13 protein-coding genes are annotated in these 14,599 nt (G+C 38.6%); 11 read left to right on the top strand and 2 right to left on the bottom strand.

Going from position 1 to position 14,599, the window contains the following annotated elements; all coding sequences use genetic code 11:
* Positions 1-277: 277 nt before the first annotated feature.
* From ATE92_RS01705 to ATE92_RS01660, 10 genes are all read left to right on the top strand, one after another.
* On the top strand, positions 278-949 hold the full coding sequence (locus tag ATE92_RS01705) for a hypothetical protein (protein ID WP_157809528.1): 672 nt from the start codon (positions 278-280) through the stop codon (positions 947-949).
* Between the two features lie 129 nt (positions 950-1,078).
* Positions 1,079-1,606, top strand: coding sequence for a hypothetical protein (locus ATE92_RS01700; protein WP_100802057.1), 528 nt, complete (start codon positions 1,079-1,081; stop codon positions 1,604-1,606).
* 9 nt (positions 1,607-1,615) lie between these two features.
* Entirely contained in the window at positions 1,616-2,398 is a 783-nt protein-coding gene (locus tag ATE92_RS01695; protein ID WP_157809527.1) for a CsgE family curli-type amyloid fiber assembly protein, read from the top strand.
* A 10-nt stretch (positions 2,399-2,408) separates the two neighbouring features.
* A complete protein-coding gene (locus ATE92_RS01690; RefSeq protein ID WP_100804310.1) occupies positions 2,409-2,783 on the top strand; it encodes a curli assembly protein CsgF in 375 nt (124 codons plus the stop codon).
* A gap of 45 nt (positions 2,784-2,828) precedes the next feature.
* The gene (locus ATE92_RS01685) at positions 2,829-4,202 is read left to right on the top strand and encodes a CsgG/HfaB family protein (protein ID WP_232729096.1); all 1,374 of its coding nucleotides are present in this window, start codon (positions 2,829-2,831) and stop codon (positions 4,200-4,202) included.
* Between the two features lie 7 nt (positions 4,203-4,209).
* Positions 4,210-5,712 carry a carboxypeptidase-like regulatory domain-containing protein gene (locus tag ATE92_RS01680; protein WP_100802054.1) on the top strand — a complete coding sequence of 501 codons (1,503 nt, stop codon included), beginning with the start codon at positions 4,210-4,212 and terminating at the stop codon, positions 5,710-5,712.
* Positions 5,713-5,794: 82 nt separating this feature from the next.
* Positions 5,795-6,973 carry an AIR synthase related protein gene (locus tag ATE92_RS01675; RefSeq protein WP_100802053.1) on the top strand — a complete coding sequence of 393 codons (1,179 nt, stop codon included), beginning with the start codon at positions 5,795-5,797 and terminating at the stop codon, positions 6,971-6,973.
* Between the two features lie 164 nt (positions 6,974-7,137).
* The gene (gene prfA, locus ATE92_RS01670; RefSeq protein ID WP_100804309.1) at positions 7,138-8,214 is read left to right on the top strand and encodes a peptide chain release factor 1; all 1,077 of its coding nucleotides are present in this window, start codon (positions 7,138-7,140) and stop codon (positions 8,212-8,214) included.
* A gap of 122 nt (positions 8,215-8,336) precedes the next feature.
* A complete protein-coding gene (gene pyrF, locus ATE92_RS01665; RefSeq protein WP_100802052.1) occupies positions 8,337-9,161 on the top strand; it encodes an orotidine-5'-phosphate decarboxylase in 825 nt (274 codons plus the stop codon).
* Positions 9,151-9,924: an ABC transporter substrate-binding protein gene (locus tag ATE92_RS01660; RefSeq protein WP_100802051.1), complete on the top strand. Its 774-nt coding sequence runs from the start codon at positions 9,151-9,153 to the stop codon at positions 9,922-9,924. Before pyrF ends, ATE92_RS01660 begins: the two co-directional genes overlap by 11 nt.
* Positions 9,925-9,928: 4 nt before the next feature.
* Here the strand turns inward: ATE92_RS01660 and ATE92_RS01655 are convergent, their stop codons facing one another.
* Both ATE92_RS01655 and ATE92_RS01650 read right to left on the bottom strand, forming a co-directional pair.
* Entirely contained in the window at positions 9,929-10,123 is a 195-nt protein-coding gene (locus ATE92_RS01655; RefSeq protein WP_100802050.1) for a Lacal_2735 family protein, read from the bottom strand.
* Positions 10,124-10,234: 111 nt separating this feature from the next.
* Positions 10,235-10,942, bottom strand: coding sequence for a DUF4197 domain-containing protein (locus ATE92_RS01650; protein WP_100802049.1), 708 nt, complete (start codon positions 10,940-10,942; stop codon positions 10,235-10,237).
* A gap of 160 nt (positions 10,943-11,102) precedes the next feature.
* Here ATE92_RS01650 and ATE92_RS01645 point away from each other — a divergent pair, with 160 nt between their 5' ends.
* Positions 11,103-14,534, top strand: a complete 3,432-nt coding sequence (locus tag ATE92_RS01645; protein ID WP_100802048.1) for a methylmalonyl-CoA mutase family protein — start codon at positions 11,103-11,105, stop codon at positions 14,532-14,534.
* Positions 14,535-14,599: the final 65 nt, after the last annotated feature.

Below are 14,599 nucleotides of genomic sequence, written 5' to 3'. Positions count from 1 at the left end.
TTACCATACCTGATTAAGCTATTATAGTCATATACGTATGACTTGTTGTATGGTGTTTTTTTTGAAATTTTAAGTATTCCCACATGAAAAAAGAGCAATGTTGTTCTTTTTAAATGAAGTGCGTTTAAAGGACGCAGATGTAACGTAATAAGATCATTTGCATAATGATTTAGTAACGCGTACAAGTGGGAAAGTAATTTTTCACCAACTAATTTTGATAAAAATTTTATTAACCAATATTAATCTTTAAATCTTTTAAATTATGAAAAAAGTAGTTTTGAGCGCTTTAGCGCTAATGATCGCAACCGTAGGGTTTGCACAATTCAATGACAGTGATGTACTTCAAATTGGAATTTTAAACAATTCTGATGTTGACCAAACCGGATTATTAAACGACGCTGACTTGATTCAATTTGGAATCTTAAATGATTCTGATGTTGACCAAGTTGGAGCTTTTAATGGTTCTGCTACATTACAAATTGGATTAGCTAATGAATCTGATGTTACTCAAACAGGCATTGGAAACGGTTCTTTAGTTATACAACTAGGTGCCGGGAACGATTCTGATGTTGATCAATTGGGTATTGGAAATGGTTCAATTGTAGCTCAGGTTGGATTGTTAAACGAATCTGATGTTACCCAAGTTGGTTTCTTTAATGGTTCTGCTGTAGTTCAATTAGGAGCTTTCAACGATAGTGATGTACTTCAAATTGGAGCATTTAACGGTAGTGGAGTATTACAGTTAGGGATTGCGAACGATTCTGATGTTGTTCAGTTTGGTTTAGGTAACGGTAGCTTAGTTGGACAATTTGGTATCTTAAACACTTCCAATGTACTTCAAGTTGGAGCATTCAACGGTAGTATTGTTGGACAGTTTGGTTTAGGTCATAACAGTAATGTTGTGCAATTCGGACTTGGAAACACTTCTAGTGTAACTCAGTCTAACTAAAACAAGTTTTAAACAGCGCTTTCGGTAAGAAAGGACTGTTTAAATTTAAAAAGGTAATTAGTATAGAAGTGCGGAAACGTGCTTCTATACTAAACTTTTAAACAAGAATATCAATTTAGTAATTCAAAAATGAAGATTTTAGTCACTATATGTACCGCACTTTTAGTATTGCTCCTTAGCAATAGTATAACAGCACAGACATATAATAATGGTGCCAATCGAACTTTTGATCCTCAAAACAGAGCGCAAGCTGTTCAGCTTAGCCTGTTATCTTCCCAAGTTATTGCTCCTAATAACAACTTAAGCGTATCTGCCGCTAATAATATTTATATCCTTCAAGTCGGAAACTATAACAATATTGTTTCAAATACACATTCCCTTAAAAGTGACATTAATTTAGTGCAGCATGGCAATAGTAATGAAATGCTTCTAAATGTTACTTCAAAAATAATTGATGAGGATGTGATTCAGTTCGGTAATAATAACAAATTTATTGACTTAAGCTCAAGAGCTACCACATTCCATTCGGCTGCCGTATTGCAAAAAGGAACTAATCAAAATTTAATCTGGTACGGAAGTAATTCTATTTCAGAAAAAATGGTCGTTACCATGCAGGGTAAAAATCAAACGATTTTTGTTCGAAACATTAAAAGATAAACTATTATTTTGCTTACAATTAAAACATATATAACCTTCATAGGATGTCTGTTCTGTATTATATCGACAGGGTTTTCACAAATCTACAATACCGAGATTGAAGCTACAATAAATCTTGAAAAGAATACCGAATTTATTGAGATCACCGGTTCGGCATATAATAAAACGGAAGTTAGTCACAGTTTGAGATATGTTCTTTCAGTTATAAAAAATAATCCGCTAAATTCAAATAGATCTAAAAACGACCAGAGTGGTCGCTTGGTTTTAAAGGGAGGTGAAAAACAAAACTTATCAAAAACCACCATTAATGCCAATGAAACCGATAGAATTATTATTCTCTTGTTGGTTTACAACTCGAATGATAAATTGCTTGGGAAAGACAGAATTGTAATTAACGGTACTGCTGAAGACAAAGCTGCGGAAGAGCAAAAAATAATTTTAGAGCGGGGAATTTCACCAGACGGAACTCATAGAAACGATGATGGAGTAGTATTAACAGGAATAGTAATTGAAGATACTAAGACTAAACCCGGGAGAGATTTTTACAAACTTTTTTCTCAATTATATATTTCATATAATATTAATGGAGATAAAATTGTCGCTATAAAAGAGACATTGGCCTTGGCAAATAACACTAAAATTGAGATTTTAGTTGATAATAACAGTGTTTTGGAGTTTTTTGTAAGACCCCAAAACGATTTCTTGAAGGCAATGGCAGATGAGTCTATTAGAAGAGTAGCACTTTATCTTCAGCAATTGAAAGAAGAAAAAAATTATGTCAAACGATTTTAAAAATGAAAATATGAAATCTATCATTCTGTTTCTTTTCTTAGCGGCAACATCCTACGGGTTTGGACAACAATTGGTATACACTCCCAAGAATCCAGCTTTTGGTGGAGATCCATTTAATTATACATGGTTGTTAAATTCGGCTAATGCACAAAATTCGTTTGAAGATCCAAACAGTGAATTTGGTAATTTGGGAGATTTTGGCTCATTAAACGATAGCTTAAATAACCAATTATTGCAAAATCAATTTGGAAACCAAACTCCTCAAGTTGGTACTTCCACAAATGGTAATCTTGAATATGAAGTATTCGAATCTAATGAAGGGTTGATTATAAATATTCTAGATATAACAACAGGAGAGCAAACTCAAATACTTATTCCTAATTAGAACTACTCTATGGTAAAATTCTCAAAAATAGTATTGATCTTTTGTATGCCTTTCCTTTTAGGGAGCTGTGGTGCCTATTTCAATCAACCGCTGGGAAATCAAGAGGCCAGAATATCGGAATACACGAATCAGACAAAAAAATTATTAGACCTTCCGGCTCCTGCCAAACGAATTGAGGTGGGGGTTTATAATTTTAAAGATCAAACAGGTCAATATAAAAATATAGAAAACGGTAGTACCTTTAGTACTGCTGTAACTCAAGGAGCAACTACCATACTTATTAAAGCACTCGAAGATTCTAAGTGGTTTGTTCCCATAGAACGGGAAAATCTTCAGAACCTGCTCAACGAGCGTAATATTATTCGAACCACCAGAGACGAATACAGAGCAAACCCTAACGATCCTCCTCAGAAGTTAAATCCCCTGTTATTTGCCGGGATGCTTTTGGAAGGCGGTGTAATTTCATACGATTCGAATATATTGTCGGGGGGTGCCGGAGCCCGTTATTTTGGTGTTGGAGCTTCTACTCAATATCGCCAGGACAGGATTACGGTATATCTTAGAGCTGTTTCTACATCAACAGGGGCAGTTATTAAAACAGTGAATGTTTCTAAAACCATTCTTTCACAAGCAGTAGATGTTGGAATTTTCAGATATGTCAACTTTCAACGCCTCCTGGAGGTTGAAACGGGATACACTAAAAATGAACCTACCCAAATGGCCGTACAGGAAGCTATTGAAAAGGCGGTTGAAGTTCTTATTTACGAGGGAATCAAAGACGGTATTTGGTCCACAAACGAAGGAGAAGAGAAAGATAAAGAGTTAGTGGAACAATATTTACTCGAAAAGGAGTTGGAAGAGTCTACTACTCTTTATGAACGGAAATATTTGAAACACGATTATAGACATACAGCCAATGTTAATTTTGGATTGGCTTTGGTAGATGGTGACTACAATACAGGGTATTATGATTTCAAAGCGGGATTAGGTTATAAATACAGAATATTACCGGCTTTGAGTTTGGGAGCCGATTTGCAAATATTTAAATTAAATTCGACTGCCGAAACCAATCATTGGTGGATAAGCGAAAGCCTGAATCTGGAATACAATATACTACCTCACGATAAACTATCGCCCTTTTTATATGCCGGACCGGGAGTGTTACTTTTTGCAGACGATTCTCCGAGTTTATATTTGCAACGATGGGATGCATTTTTTAATCTGAAATTTGGTGCCGGTGTGGAATATGCAGTCTCGGACAGAGTTTCTTTTGTCTTAAATGGCGAATGGAATGCAACATTTAATGATAAAATTGACAACCTCCCCCAGGGTAGAAGAGATGATTACTATTATACGTTCGGACTCGGACTAAACTATCATTTCGGATCCAAAAAAACTAAATTAAAAACTAACCAATAATACAGCAATGATGAAAGGAAGTAGAACATATGTTAAACTCGTAGGAGTGCTCTTGATTCTTTTATTTTCTTGTAATGAAGATAGAATTGGTGAAAACGAATATGGAATTATAAAAGGTACCGTTGTAGCGGTAGGAAGTAATACGCCGCTGGAAAACGTAAAAATATCGACTCAGCCCGCATCAAGTACTGTATTTACAGATAGTGCCGGGAAATTTAGAATAGAAAATGTTCCTGTAGGAGAATATGCAGTCGAAGCACGAGTAGATGGTTATTTGGCCGATTATGAAGCGACCACGGTTGTAGGTAATGCCGAAGTGACTGTTGTGTTCGAATTGGAGATTTCTACAGCAAATAACAGACCGCCAACAGCTCCCGTACTAACGGCACCTTCCGAAAACGAAGTGTTACAAAGCATTGAAGCGGTTTTCGAATGGACCTCAACAGATCCTGAAGAAGACCCGATTACCTTTACACTTGAACTTCGAAATGACCAGAATGAAGATGTATTATTATTTGAAGATATCACCGAGCCTACCTTCACCTATTCTCCCTTATTACTTGGCGCGAAATATTTTTGGCAGGTAAGTGCGACAGATGATATTAATCCTGCGGTGCTAAGTCCGGTAGGTACATTCGAAGTAATTTCTGCTCCGGTCGATAACAGATTCTTGTTTGTAAGAAATATCGATGGTAACAATGTAATTTTCTCTGCCGATGAAAATGGAGACGAATTTCAATTAACTTCCCAGAACCAAAATAGCTACAGACCAAGAAGAAATGTGGCAGCCAATCGAATTGCCTATTTCCAGGCAGATGGAGCCAATATAGATATTTATACCATGAAACGAGATGGTTCAGACAAGGTTAGGGTAACCTCGACGGTGAAGCCGCAAGGTTTTAATTTGAATGAAATTAACTTCTCATGGCCTGCAGGAAGTGATAAGATTTACTTCCCACGCTTTGACAGATTGTATAGTATTAATGTAAACGGTCTGGGATTACATCAGGAGTACCGCACACCGGATGGTTCGTTCATTTCAGATGTGGATGTTAGTGAAAACGACGATTTAATAGCCTTGAAAACCAACAACCCCAATGGCTACGATATCACAATCTACACCATCAATTTTGCAGGGGTAGTTCAGGATACAATTTTAACAGGTGTTCCGGGTGCTGCCGGCGGATTAACATTGTCGGTAACCAATCAGAAGTTAGTTTATTCTTACGATGTTTCCGGTTTTGAAGGAATCACATACAGACGACTAGACTCCCGATTATTCGTATACGATTTCGTAACGGCTATCAGTACCGATGTTTCTCAGGAAAAACCTAATGGGACAAACGATTTAGAGCCGATATTCTCTCCTAATGAGGCGTTTATTATTTTTACGAATACTTCCAACGATGGAATTTCTCAGAAAAATGTCTTTAGACTGGAAATAGACACAATGGAAGATGATTCGAGAGAAATGTTATATGAAAATGCGTTTATGCCAGATTGGGAATAAGTCATAACTTTTTATAAATACAGAAAAGCTCACCTTTGTGAGCTTTTTTTTATTGCGTACTTTTGTAATCTAAATTTTTTCCATGAGTCAGGAAATTTCCAAACGATATGCACAAAGAGGTGTTTCGGCAGGTAAAGAAGATGTCCACAATGCTATTATAAATGTAGACAAAGGCCTGTTTCCTCAAGCTTTTTGTAAAATTGTGCCCGATTATCTTTCGGGAGATAAAGATTATTGTTTGGTGATGCACGCCGATGGGGCCGGCACCAAATCGGCTTTGGCTTATATGTATTGGAAAGAAACCGGCAATGTTTCAGTTTGGAAAGGGATTGCCCAGGATGCGCTCATAATGAATATAGATGATTTGTTGTGCGTGGGAGCAGTGGACAACATCATGCTTTCTTCAACCATAGGACGTAACAAAAACCTTATACCGGGTGAAGTAATTTCGGCTATTATTAATGGAACTGAAGAGCTTATTGGCGACTTAGCCAAATTTGGAGTTCAAATTCATTCCACAGGAGGCGAAACAGCCGATGTGGGAGATTTGGTAAGAACTATCATTGTAGATTCTACTGTAACGGCCCGTATAAAACGCAGTGAAGTTATAGACAATGCCAATATCAATGCAGGAGATGTTATTGTTGGATTGGCGTCATTTGGGCAAGCGACCTATGAAACCGAATACAACGGTGGCATGGGAAGCAACGGATTAACTTCGGCACGGCATGATGTTTTTGGAAAGTATTTGGCAACAAAATTCCCTGAAAGTTATGATCATTCAGTTCCCGGTGATTTGGTCTATTCAGGGTCGAAAAAACTTACAGATAGTATTGAAAACAGTCCGTTGGATGCCGGTAAACTAGTGCTTTCGCCTACCCGAACCTATGCGCCTGTTATAAAGGAAATACTTTCAAAATACAGCAACAAGGAGATTCACGGGATGGTGCATTGTAGCGGGGGAGCGCAGACCAAAATTCTACATTTTGTAGAAAATCTGCACATTGTAAAAGATAATTTATTTGAAGTTCCACCGCTCTTTAAATTAATTCAGCAGGAAAGTAAGACCGACTGGAAAGAGATGTATCAGGTGTTTAATATGGGACATCGAATGGAACTATATGTCCCCGAAGCCATAGCACAAGATCTCATCGCTATTTCAAAATCATTTAATGTCGATGCTAAAATCGTGGGGCGCGTGTTGTCTTCAGAAAAGAAGCAACTTACTATAAAATCTGAGTTCGGGGAATTTAAATATTAATGTATAACGTCCAAATATCGACTTATCACAAATTTTGCTATTCCTAGCGTACATAAACAGCTGGAATAATTCAGAATTCATTTGAACAATCAGCTATTTTTGTTCCGTGAAATTATCGTAAATTTGCACCTGCCTACGCAAATAGATTGGCGATTCAACGAAATATGTTAGAGAAACTTCAGATTGTAAAACAACGCTTTGATGAGGTGAGTGATTTAATCATTCAACCCGATGTTATTACCGATCAAAAAAGATACATTCAGCTTAATAAAGAATACAAGGATCTTCGCTTATTGATGGACAAAAGGGAAGAATACATTACCCTTACCAACAGTATGGAAGAGGCCGAGGAAATTATTTCGGACGGAAGCGATGCCGAAATGGTAGAAATGGCCAAAATGGAAATGGACACGGCAAAAGTTCGTATTCCAAAACTGGAAGACGAAATTAAATTTTTACTCGTGCCTAAAGACCCGGAGGATGCCAAAAATGCCGTTATGGAAATCCGCGCCGGAACAGGGGGAGACGAGGCGAGTATTTTTGCGGGCGATTTATTTAGAATGTATTCCAAATACTGTGAAAGCAAAGGTTGGAAGACGAGTGTGGTCGATTTTAGTGAAGGAACTAGTGGTGGCTTTAAAGAAATTCAATTTGAAATTGAAGGGGAAGATGTATACGGAACTTTAAAATTTGAAGCAGGAGTGCATCGTGTTCAGCGTGTACCTCAAACCGAAACACAAGGACGTGTTCACACCAGTGCTGCTACAGTTATGGTGTTTCCTGAAGCGGAAGAATTCGATGTAGAAATCGATCCGAAGGAAGTTCGGGTAGATTTTTTCTGTTCCTCAGGGCCCGGAGGTCAGTCGGTAAATACTACTTATTCGGCGGTGCGTCTAACCCACCTTCCAACAGGTTTGGTCGCTCAATGTCAGGATCAAAAATCGCAACATAAAAACAAGGAAAAAGCCTTTAAAGTTTTGCGTTCCCGTTTGTACGATATGGAATTAGCCAAAAAACAGGCCGAAGACTCTATAAAACGTGGTTCCATGGTGACCAGTGGTGATAGAAGTGCGAAGATTAGAACCTATAACTATCCGCAAGGTCGTGTTACCGAACATAGAATTGGCCTAACACTCTACGATTTAAGTAATATTATCGATGGTGATATTCAAAAAATTATTGATGGCTTGCAATTGGTAAGCAACACCGAAAAGTTAAAAGAATCCGGGGAGACATTTTAATATAGAGAATTAGTGAATCAGCAGATTAGCGAATTAAGGAGGTTAGCAAGAATCAAAAGCAGACCAAATTATTGAATAATTATGCAAAGAATCAAATCTAAGCTACCTAGAACCGAAAACCAATGACCCAGAACCAGAACCTCCTTATACAACAAATACACAAAAAGAAATCCTTCTTATGTATTGGATTGGATGTGGATCTGAATAAAATTCCAAAACACTTACTTTTAGAGGAAGATCCAATATTTTCTTTTAATAGGGCGATTATTGATGCAACCCATCATTTGGCGGTTGCCTACAAACCCAACACGGCTTTTTACGAGGCGTATGGTATAAAGGGGTGGGAAGCACTTCGGAAAACAATTAATTATCTCAATAAAAAGTATCCCGAAATTTTTACCATTGCCGATGCCAAACGAGGTGATATTGGCAATACTTCAAGTATGTATGCCAAGGCTTTTTTTGAAGATTTAGGATTCGACTCGGTTACGGTAGCTCCCTATATGGGGAAAGATTCGGTAGAGCCTTTTCTGGCTTTCGAAGACAAGCATACCATACTGCTGGCTCTTACATCCAATGAAGGAGCTTTCGATTTTCAAACCAAAGAAATCAACGGCAAGGAAGTTTATAAAACAGTTTTGGAAACGTCTAAAGACTGGAAGAATGCACAAAATCTCATGTATGTTATTGGCGCAACCAAGGCAGAATATCTGGTTGAAGTCCGAAAAATAGTCCCTGATAGTTTCTTATTGGTTCCGGGGGTAGGGGCACAGGGTGGAAGTTTAGCTGAAGTTTGTAAATACGGTATGAACAGTAATGTAGGGCTGTTAATTAATTCTTCCCGCGGAATTATCTACGCTTCCAAGGACCCAAATTTTGCGGAAACTGCAGCTACTGAAGCCGAAAAATTGCAAAAGCAAATGCAAGTTATTTTAGATGCAGATTAAAGATCAGCTAAATAGAACGCTTACCTTTTCAAAAACACCCAAACGGATAGTCTCCTTAGTTCCTTCCCAAACCGAATTGTTAGTCGATTTGGGTCTAAAACCTAATTTAGTTGGAATTACCAAGTTTTGTGTACATCCTGAAACGCTACGGAAAGAAATTACTGTTGTAGGGGGCACCAAACAGGTTCATTTTGATAAAATAGAAGCGCTGCAACCCGATGTTATTATTTGCAATAAGGAAGAAAATACAGAAGAAATTGTTTCAACCCTGGAGAAAATTGCTCCTGTTTGGGTAAGTGATATTATCACGATCGAGGATAGTTTGGAAATGATAACCAGGCTCGGCACGATTTTCAACGTTCAGAAAACAGCTCTAGAGTTGGTTGCTGAAATTGTTGCAGCACAAGAAGATTTTTTAAAATTTATGATTCTTAAACCATCTAAGAAAGCTGTCTATATTATTTGGAAGAATCCATATATGGCGGCAGGGCAGAGTACTTTTATCAATTGCTTATTAGCCTTAAATAATTTTGAGAATTGTGCAATCGAATTTTCTTCAAGATATCCCGAAATACCTCCGAATTTTTTAAAAGAAGCGGATATTGTGTTGCTGTCTTCCGAACCTTATCCCTTTAAAGAGGAGGATGTATTCGAATTGCAAAAGCAACTCAATGTTGAAGTTCGTTTGGTAGATGGTGAATATTTTAGCTGGTATGGCTCAAGGTTAAAAAATGCTTTCGCCTATTTTAAAACCCTGCATTAATTATTTATTTGTCTCCATACTTCAATGTGTAGTACTGTATTTCTTCAAAAACTTTGGCAGCCTGTCTGTGCAATTTGTCACTTTTCGACTTGTTTGTCAATGCTGTTCTATAGGATTTTTTCATAAGCTGAGCGTATCGTTCTTTTAATCGTTCCAGCCTTGTTTTTCTTTTAAACCATGCGTGCATTTTCTTCTTCATTTTGTGCTATAAAATTAAGAGGAAAAGCAAGAATTAAGTACTAAGGTTAGGTTAATTCTATCATAATTATAGTGGTGAAAACCCGACTGGTGTTAAATGCTTAACGTTTTCTTAGTCCTGAAGGGCAAATACTTGTTTTAACAGGTTAGTGGTTCTGGAGGATAGTTTGGTTCTTATGTTTTTTTCTTCAACTCCTATCATGGTATAGACACCTTTTAAGGCTTCATTGGTCACATAATCTGTAAGATCCGGGTTGACTTTGTTTACAAATGGAATAGAATTGTATTTGGTAATAATATTACTCCAAACCTGATCGGCTCCTACTTTTGCAAACGAATTTTGTATCACAGGATTAAATTTTGAGTACAAGGCCTGATTGGTTTTTCCTTGTAAATAAGAAGTAGCAGCAGTGTCGTTCCCTAATAAAATGTTTTTGGCATCGGTAAAGGTAATTTGCTTAACGGCATCCACAAAGATGGGAGTTGCCCCTTTTACAGCGTCTTCGGCCGCTCTATTTAAAACTTTTAGTCCTTCATCGGCCAAACTGCTAAGGCCAATATCACGTAATGTTTGATCTACTTTTTGTAGTTCTTGCGGCAGTAAAATTTTGACCAACTGATTCTTATAAAAACCATCCGTTTGGGTAAGTTTAGTTACTTGCTTGTCAATACCAAAGTCTAACGCCTGACGTAAACCATTGGCTATCATGGTGGGATCCATACCTTGTCCGGTGGGTAAGGTGTTTACTACCTGTTGTAATTCGGCACAGGAAACAGCTACAAAGCAAAGGCAAATAAGGGATAATTTTCTTAAAATCATGGTGTAAGGATTAAATCAATGGTCTTCAAAGATAACTGAAACAGGAACAAAATCTAGATGTAATGTTTACTTGTTTGTCGAAATAGTATTGACAAGATTCATGCCGCTATTTCTAGTACGTTTTTCGTAAATTTGCATTCTATTTTAATTACCTTTCTGAATGCAACAAATAACACCTTATATTCCAAAGCATAAAGTCCGAATTGTAACCGCTGCCTCCTTATTCGACGGGCATGATGCCGCTATCAATATCATGCGACGTATTATTCAGTCTACCGGTGTGGAAGTGATCCACCTGGGTCACGACCGAAGCGTTGAAGAAGTTGTTAATACTGCAATTCAGGAAGATGCCAATGCCATAGCTATGACATCTTACCAAGGTGGTCATAACGAGTATTTTAAGTATATGTACGACCTTTTAAAGGAAAAAGGTGCGGAGCATATTAAAATTTTCGGCGGTGGCGGTGGTGTGATCTTACCTTCAGAAATTAAGGAATTGATGGATTACGGGATTACCCGAATCTATTCCCCGGATGATGGACGCGAACTTGGTTTACAAGGAATGATAAACGATCTGGTAAAAACTTCAGATTACGCGATTGGCGACCAATTAAATGGTGAAATCGATCAGCTTTCAAAAAAGGTTCCAGGTGCTATTGCTCGAATAATTTCTTCAGCAGAAAACTTTCCGGAAGTTGCAAAGGAAACCCTTCAGAAAATTCATAAAAAAAACGAAAAAGCAAGTACTCCGGTACTGGGAATAACGGGAACCGGTGGCGCCGGGAAGTCCTCTCTTGTCGATGAACTTGTACGCAGATTTTTAATTGATTTTCCTAAAAAAACCATCGGACTTATTTCCGTGGATCCTTCCAAGCGGAAGACAGGAGGGGCGTTGTTAGGCGATCGTATTCGAATGAATGCCATCAACTCACCGCGAGTCTATATGCGCAGTTTAGCAACCCGACAAAGTAATTTGGCACTTTCTAAATATGTTTCGGAAGCCATTGAAGTATTAAAGGCAGCCGAATATGATATAATTATTCTGGAAACCTCCGGAATTGGTCAGAGTGATACCGAAATTTTGGAACACAGCGACGTTTCATTGTATGTAATGACTCCCGAATTTGGAGCCGCAACTCAGTTGGAAAAGATCGATATGCTCGATTTTGCAGATTTGGTAGCGATAAATAAATTCGACAAACGCGGTTCGTTGGATGCATTACGCGACGTAAAAAAGCAATATATGCGTAACCATCAATTGTGGGATACACCACAGGATGAGTTGCCGGTCTTCGGAACGATCGCTTCCCAATTCAACGATCCCGGAATGAACAAGCTGTACAAGGCTGTGATGGATGAAATTGTTGAAAAAACCGGCTCCGATTTAAATAGCAGTTATACGATTTCGGAAGAGATGTCGGAAAAGATTTTTGTAATCCCTCCGGCACGTACCAGATATCTTTCTGAAATTTCAGAAAACAACAGAGGCTACGATAAACGCGCCAACGAACAATCTGAAGTTGCGCAAAAGCTTTACGGAATTTATAAAACAATCGAATCTGTTGCCAACGCCGAGTTGAAATTATCGAAATACGGAATCGATGAGGAGAGTATTCAAAAGGCTACGACCGATAAAAATAAGGATTTCCTCAAATTATTGGTTGCGGAGTTTGATCGTGTAAAACTGGGATTGGATCCTTACAATTGGGAAGTAATTACCGGCTGGGACGATAAAGTCAACAAATACAAATCGCCCGTCTACACCTTCAAGGTGCGGGGCAAAGAAATAAATATCGATACTCATACCGAGTCCCTGTCACATTCACAAATCCCAAAGGTTGCATTACCAAAATACCAGGCCTGGGGGGACATCTTGCGATGGACATTACAGGAAAATGTCCCGGGAGAATTTCCTTTTACTGCAGGATTGTATCCTTTTAAGCGTACCGGGGAAGATCCGGCGCGTATGTTTGCGGGGGAAGGTGGTCCCGAACGCACCAACAGGCGTTTCCACTATGTGAGTCTGGGATTACCGGCCAAACGATTATCTACTGCTTTCGACAGTGTGACACTCTACGGAAACGACCCCGACCATCGACCCGATATCTACGGAAAGATTGGAAATGCAGGCGTTTCTATCTGTTGTTTGGACGACGCGAAAAAGTTGTATTCCGGTTTCGATTTGAGTCATGCCATGACTTCGGTGAGTATGACTATTAATGGTCCGGCGCCTATGCTACTCGGATTTTTTATGAATGCAGCCATCGATCAGAATTGTGAAAAATATATTATAGAAAAGGGACTTCAAAAAGAAATAGAAGCCAAAATTGAGAAAATTTACAAAGCCAAAGGTGTCGACCGTCCTGAATACCAGGGAGAATTACCTGAAAGTAACAATAGATTGGGCTTGATGCTACTTGGTGTAACCGGAGATGAGGTCTTGCCAGCAGATGTGTATCAGAAAATCAAGTTTGAAACCTTAGAGCAGGTTCGCGGTACGGTGCAAGCCGATATTTTAAAGGAAGATCAGGCGCAGAACACCTGTATTTTTTCAACCGAATTTGCCCTGCGATTAATGGGCGATGTGCAGGAATATTTTATCGAGAAAAAGGTGCGTAATTTCTATTCGGTTTCTATTAGTGGCTATCACATTGCCGAAGCAGGCGCCAACCCAATTACCCAATTGGCGTTTACCTTGTCTAACGGATTTACATACGTGGAGTATTATCTTTCCCGAGGGATGGATATTAACGATTTCGGTCCTAATTTATCGTTTTTCTTCAGTAATGGAATCGATCCCGAATATTCGGTGATAGGCCGTGTAGCACGTAAAATATGGGCAAAAGCATTAAAGGAAAAATACGGTGCAAATCCGAGAGCACAAATGCTGAAGTATCATATTCAAACTTCGGGACGATCGTTACACGCCCAGGAGATCGATTTTAATGACATAAGAACTACGCTGCAAGCCTTGTATGCTATTTACGATAATTGCAATTCGTTACACACCAATGCATACGATGAGGCCATTACAACGCCAACCGAAGAAAGTGTGCGCCGCGCTATGGCGATTCAGCTGATCATCAACAAAGAACTTGGATTGGCGAAAAATGAGAATCCAATTCAGGGTTCTTTTATTATTGAAGAACTAACCGATCTGGTAGAAGAAGCTGTTTTAAAGGAATTCGACAGTATTACCGAAAGAGGAGGTGTTTTGGGAGCTATGGAAACCATGTATCAACGCAGCAAGATTCAGGAAGAGAGTCTGTATTACGAAACGTTGAAGCACAACGGAGAATTTCCGATTATTGGTGTAAACACTTTTTTAAGTAGTAAGGGTTCGCCTACCGTTTTACCTGCGGAAGTGATTCGCGCCACCGAAGAAGAAAAGTTATATCAGATAGAAACGCTGGAAAATTTACATAAAGGCAATGCCTCCCGAACCGAAGCAGCCATCAAGAAAATCCAACAAGCTGCCATTCACAATGAGAATATGTTTGAGCAGTTGATGGAAGCTACAAAGGTGTGTTCTTTGGGTCAAATTACTTCCGCCTTGTTTGAGGTAGGTGGGCAGTATAGAAGAAATATGTAAGCAGATCGCCAAATTTTTCAATTGAAATGAAGAAAAATTTGTGCAGGCTGCTTATCCCGATGAGC

The organism is Ulvibacter sp. MAR_2010_11, from assembly GCF_002813135.1.
In the GTDB taxonomy this organism is placed as follows: Bacteria; Bacteroidota; Bacteroidia; order Flavobacteriales; family Flavobacteriaceae; genus Altibacter.
Note: the sequence above shows the minus strand (reverse complement) of the source record. Positions and strands in the feature narration are given on the sequence as shown.

What these genes read in the sequence shown, in the direction of transcription:
- ATE92_RS01700 (WP_100802057.1), top strand. Translation starts at nt 1,079, where the DNA reads ATGAAGATTTTAGTCACTATATGTACCGCACTTTTAGTATTGCTCCTT.
- ATE92_RS01690 (WP_100804310.1), top strand. Translation starts at nt 2,409, where the DNA reads ATGAAATCTATCATTCTGTTTCTTTTCTTAGCGGCAACATCCTACGGG.
- ATE92_RS01685 (WP_232729096.1), top strand. Translation starts at nt 2,829, where the DNA reads ATGCCTTTCCTTTTAGGGAGCTGTGGTGCCTATTTCAATCAACCGCTG.
- ATE92_RS01680 (WP_100802054.1), top strand. Translation starts at nt 4,210, where the DNA reads ATGATGAAAGGAAGTAGAACATATGTTAAACTCGTAGGAGTGCTCTTG.
- ATE92_RS01675 (WP_100802053.1), top strand. Translation starts at nt 5,795, where the DNA reads ATGAGTCAGGAAATTTCCAAACGATATGCACAAAGAGGTGTTTCGGCA.
- prfA (WP_100804309.1), top strand. Translation starts at nt 7,138, where the DNA reads ATGTTAGAGAAACTTCAGATTGTAAAACAACGCTTTGATGAGGTGAGT.
- pyrF (WP_100802052.1), top strand. Translation starts at nt 8,337, where the DNA reads ATGACCCAGAACCAGAACCTCCTTATACAACAAATACACAAAAAGAAA.
- ATE92_RS01660 (WP_100802051.1), top strand. Translation starts at nt 9,151, where the DNA reads ATGCAGATTAAAGATCAGCTAAATAGAACGCTTACCTTTTCAAAAACA.
- ATE92_RS01655 (WP_100802050.1), bottom strand. Translation starts at nt 10,123, where the DNA reads ATGAAGAAGAAAATGCACGCATGGTTTAAAAGAAAAACAAGGCTGGAA.
- ATE92_RS01650 (WP_100802049.1), bottom strand. Translation starts at nt 10,942, where the DNA reads ATGATTTTAAGAAAATTATCCCTTATTTGCCTTTGCTTTGTAGCTGTT.
- ATE92_RS01645 (WP_100802048.1), top strand. Translation starts at nt 11,103, where the DNA reads ATGCAACAAATAACACCTTATATTCCAAAGCATAAAGTCCGAATTGTA.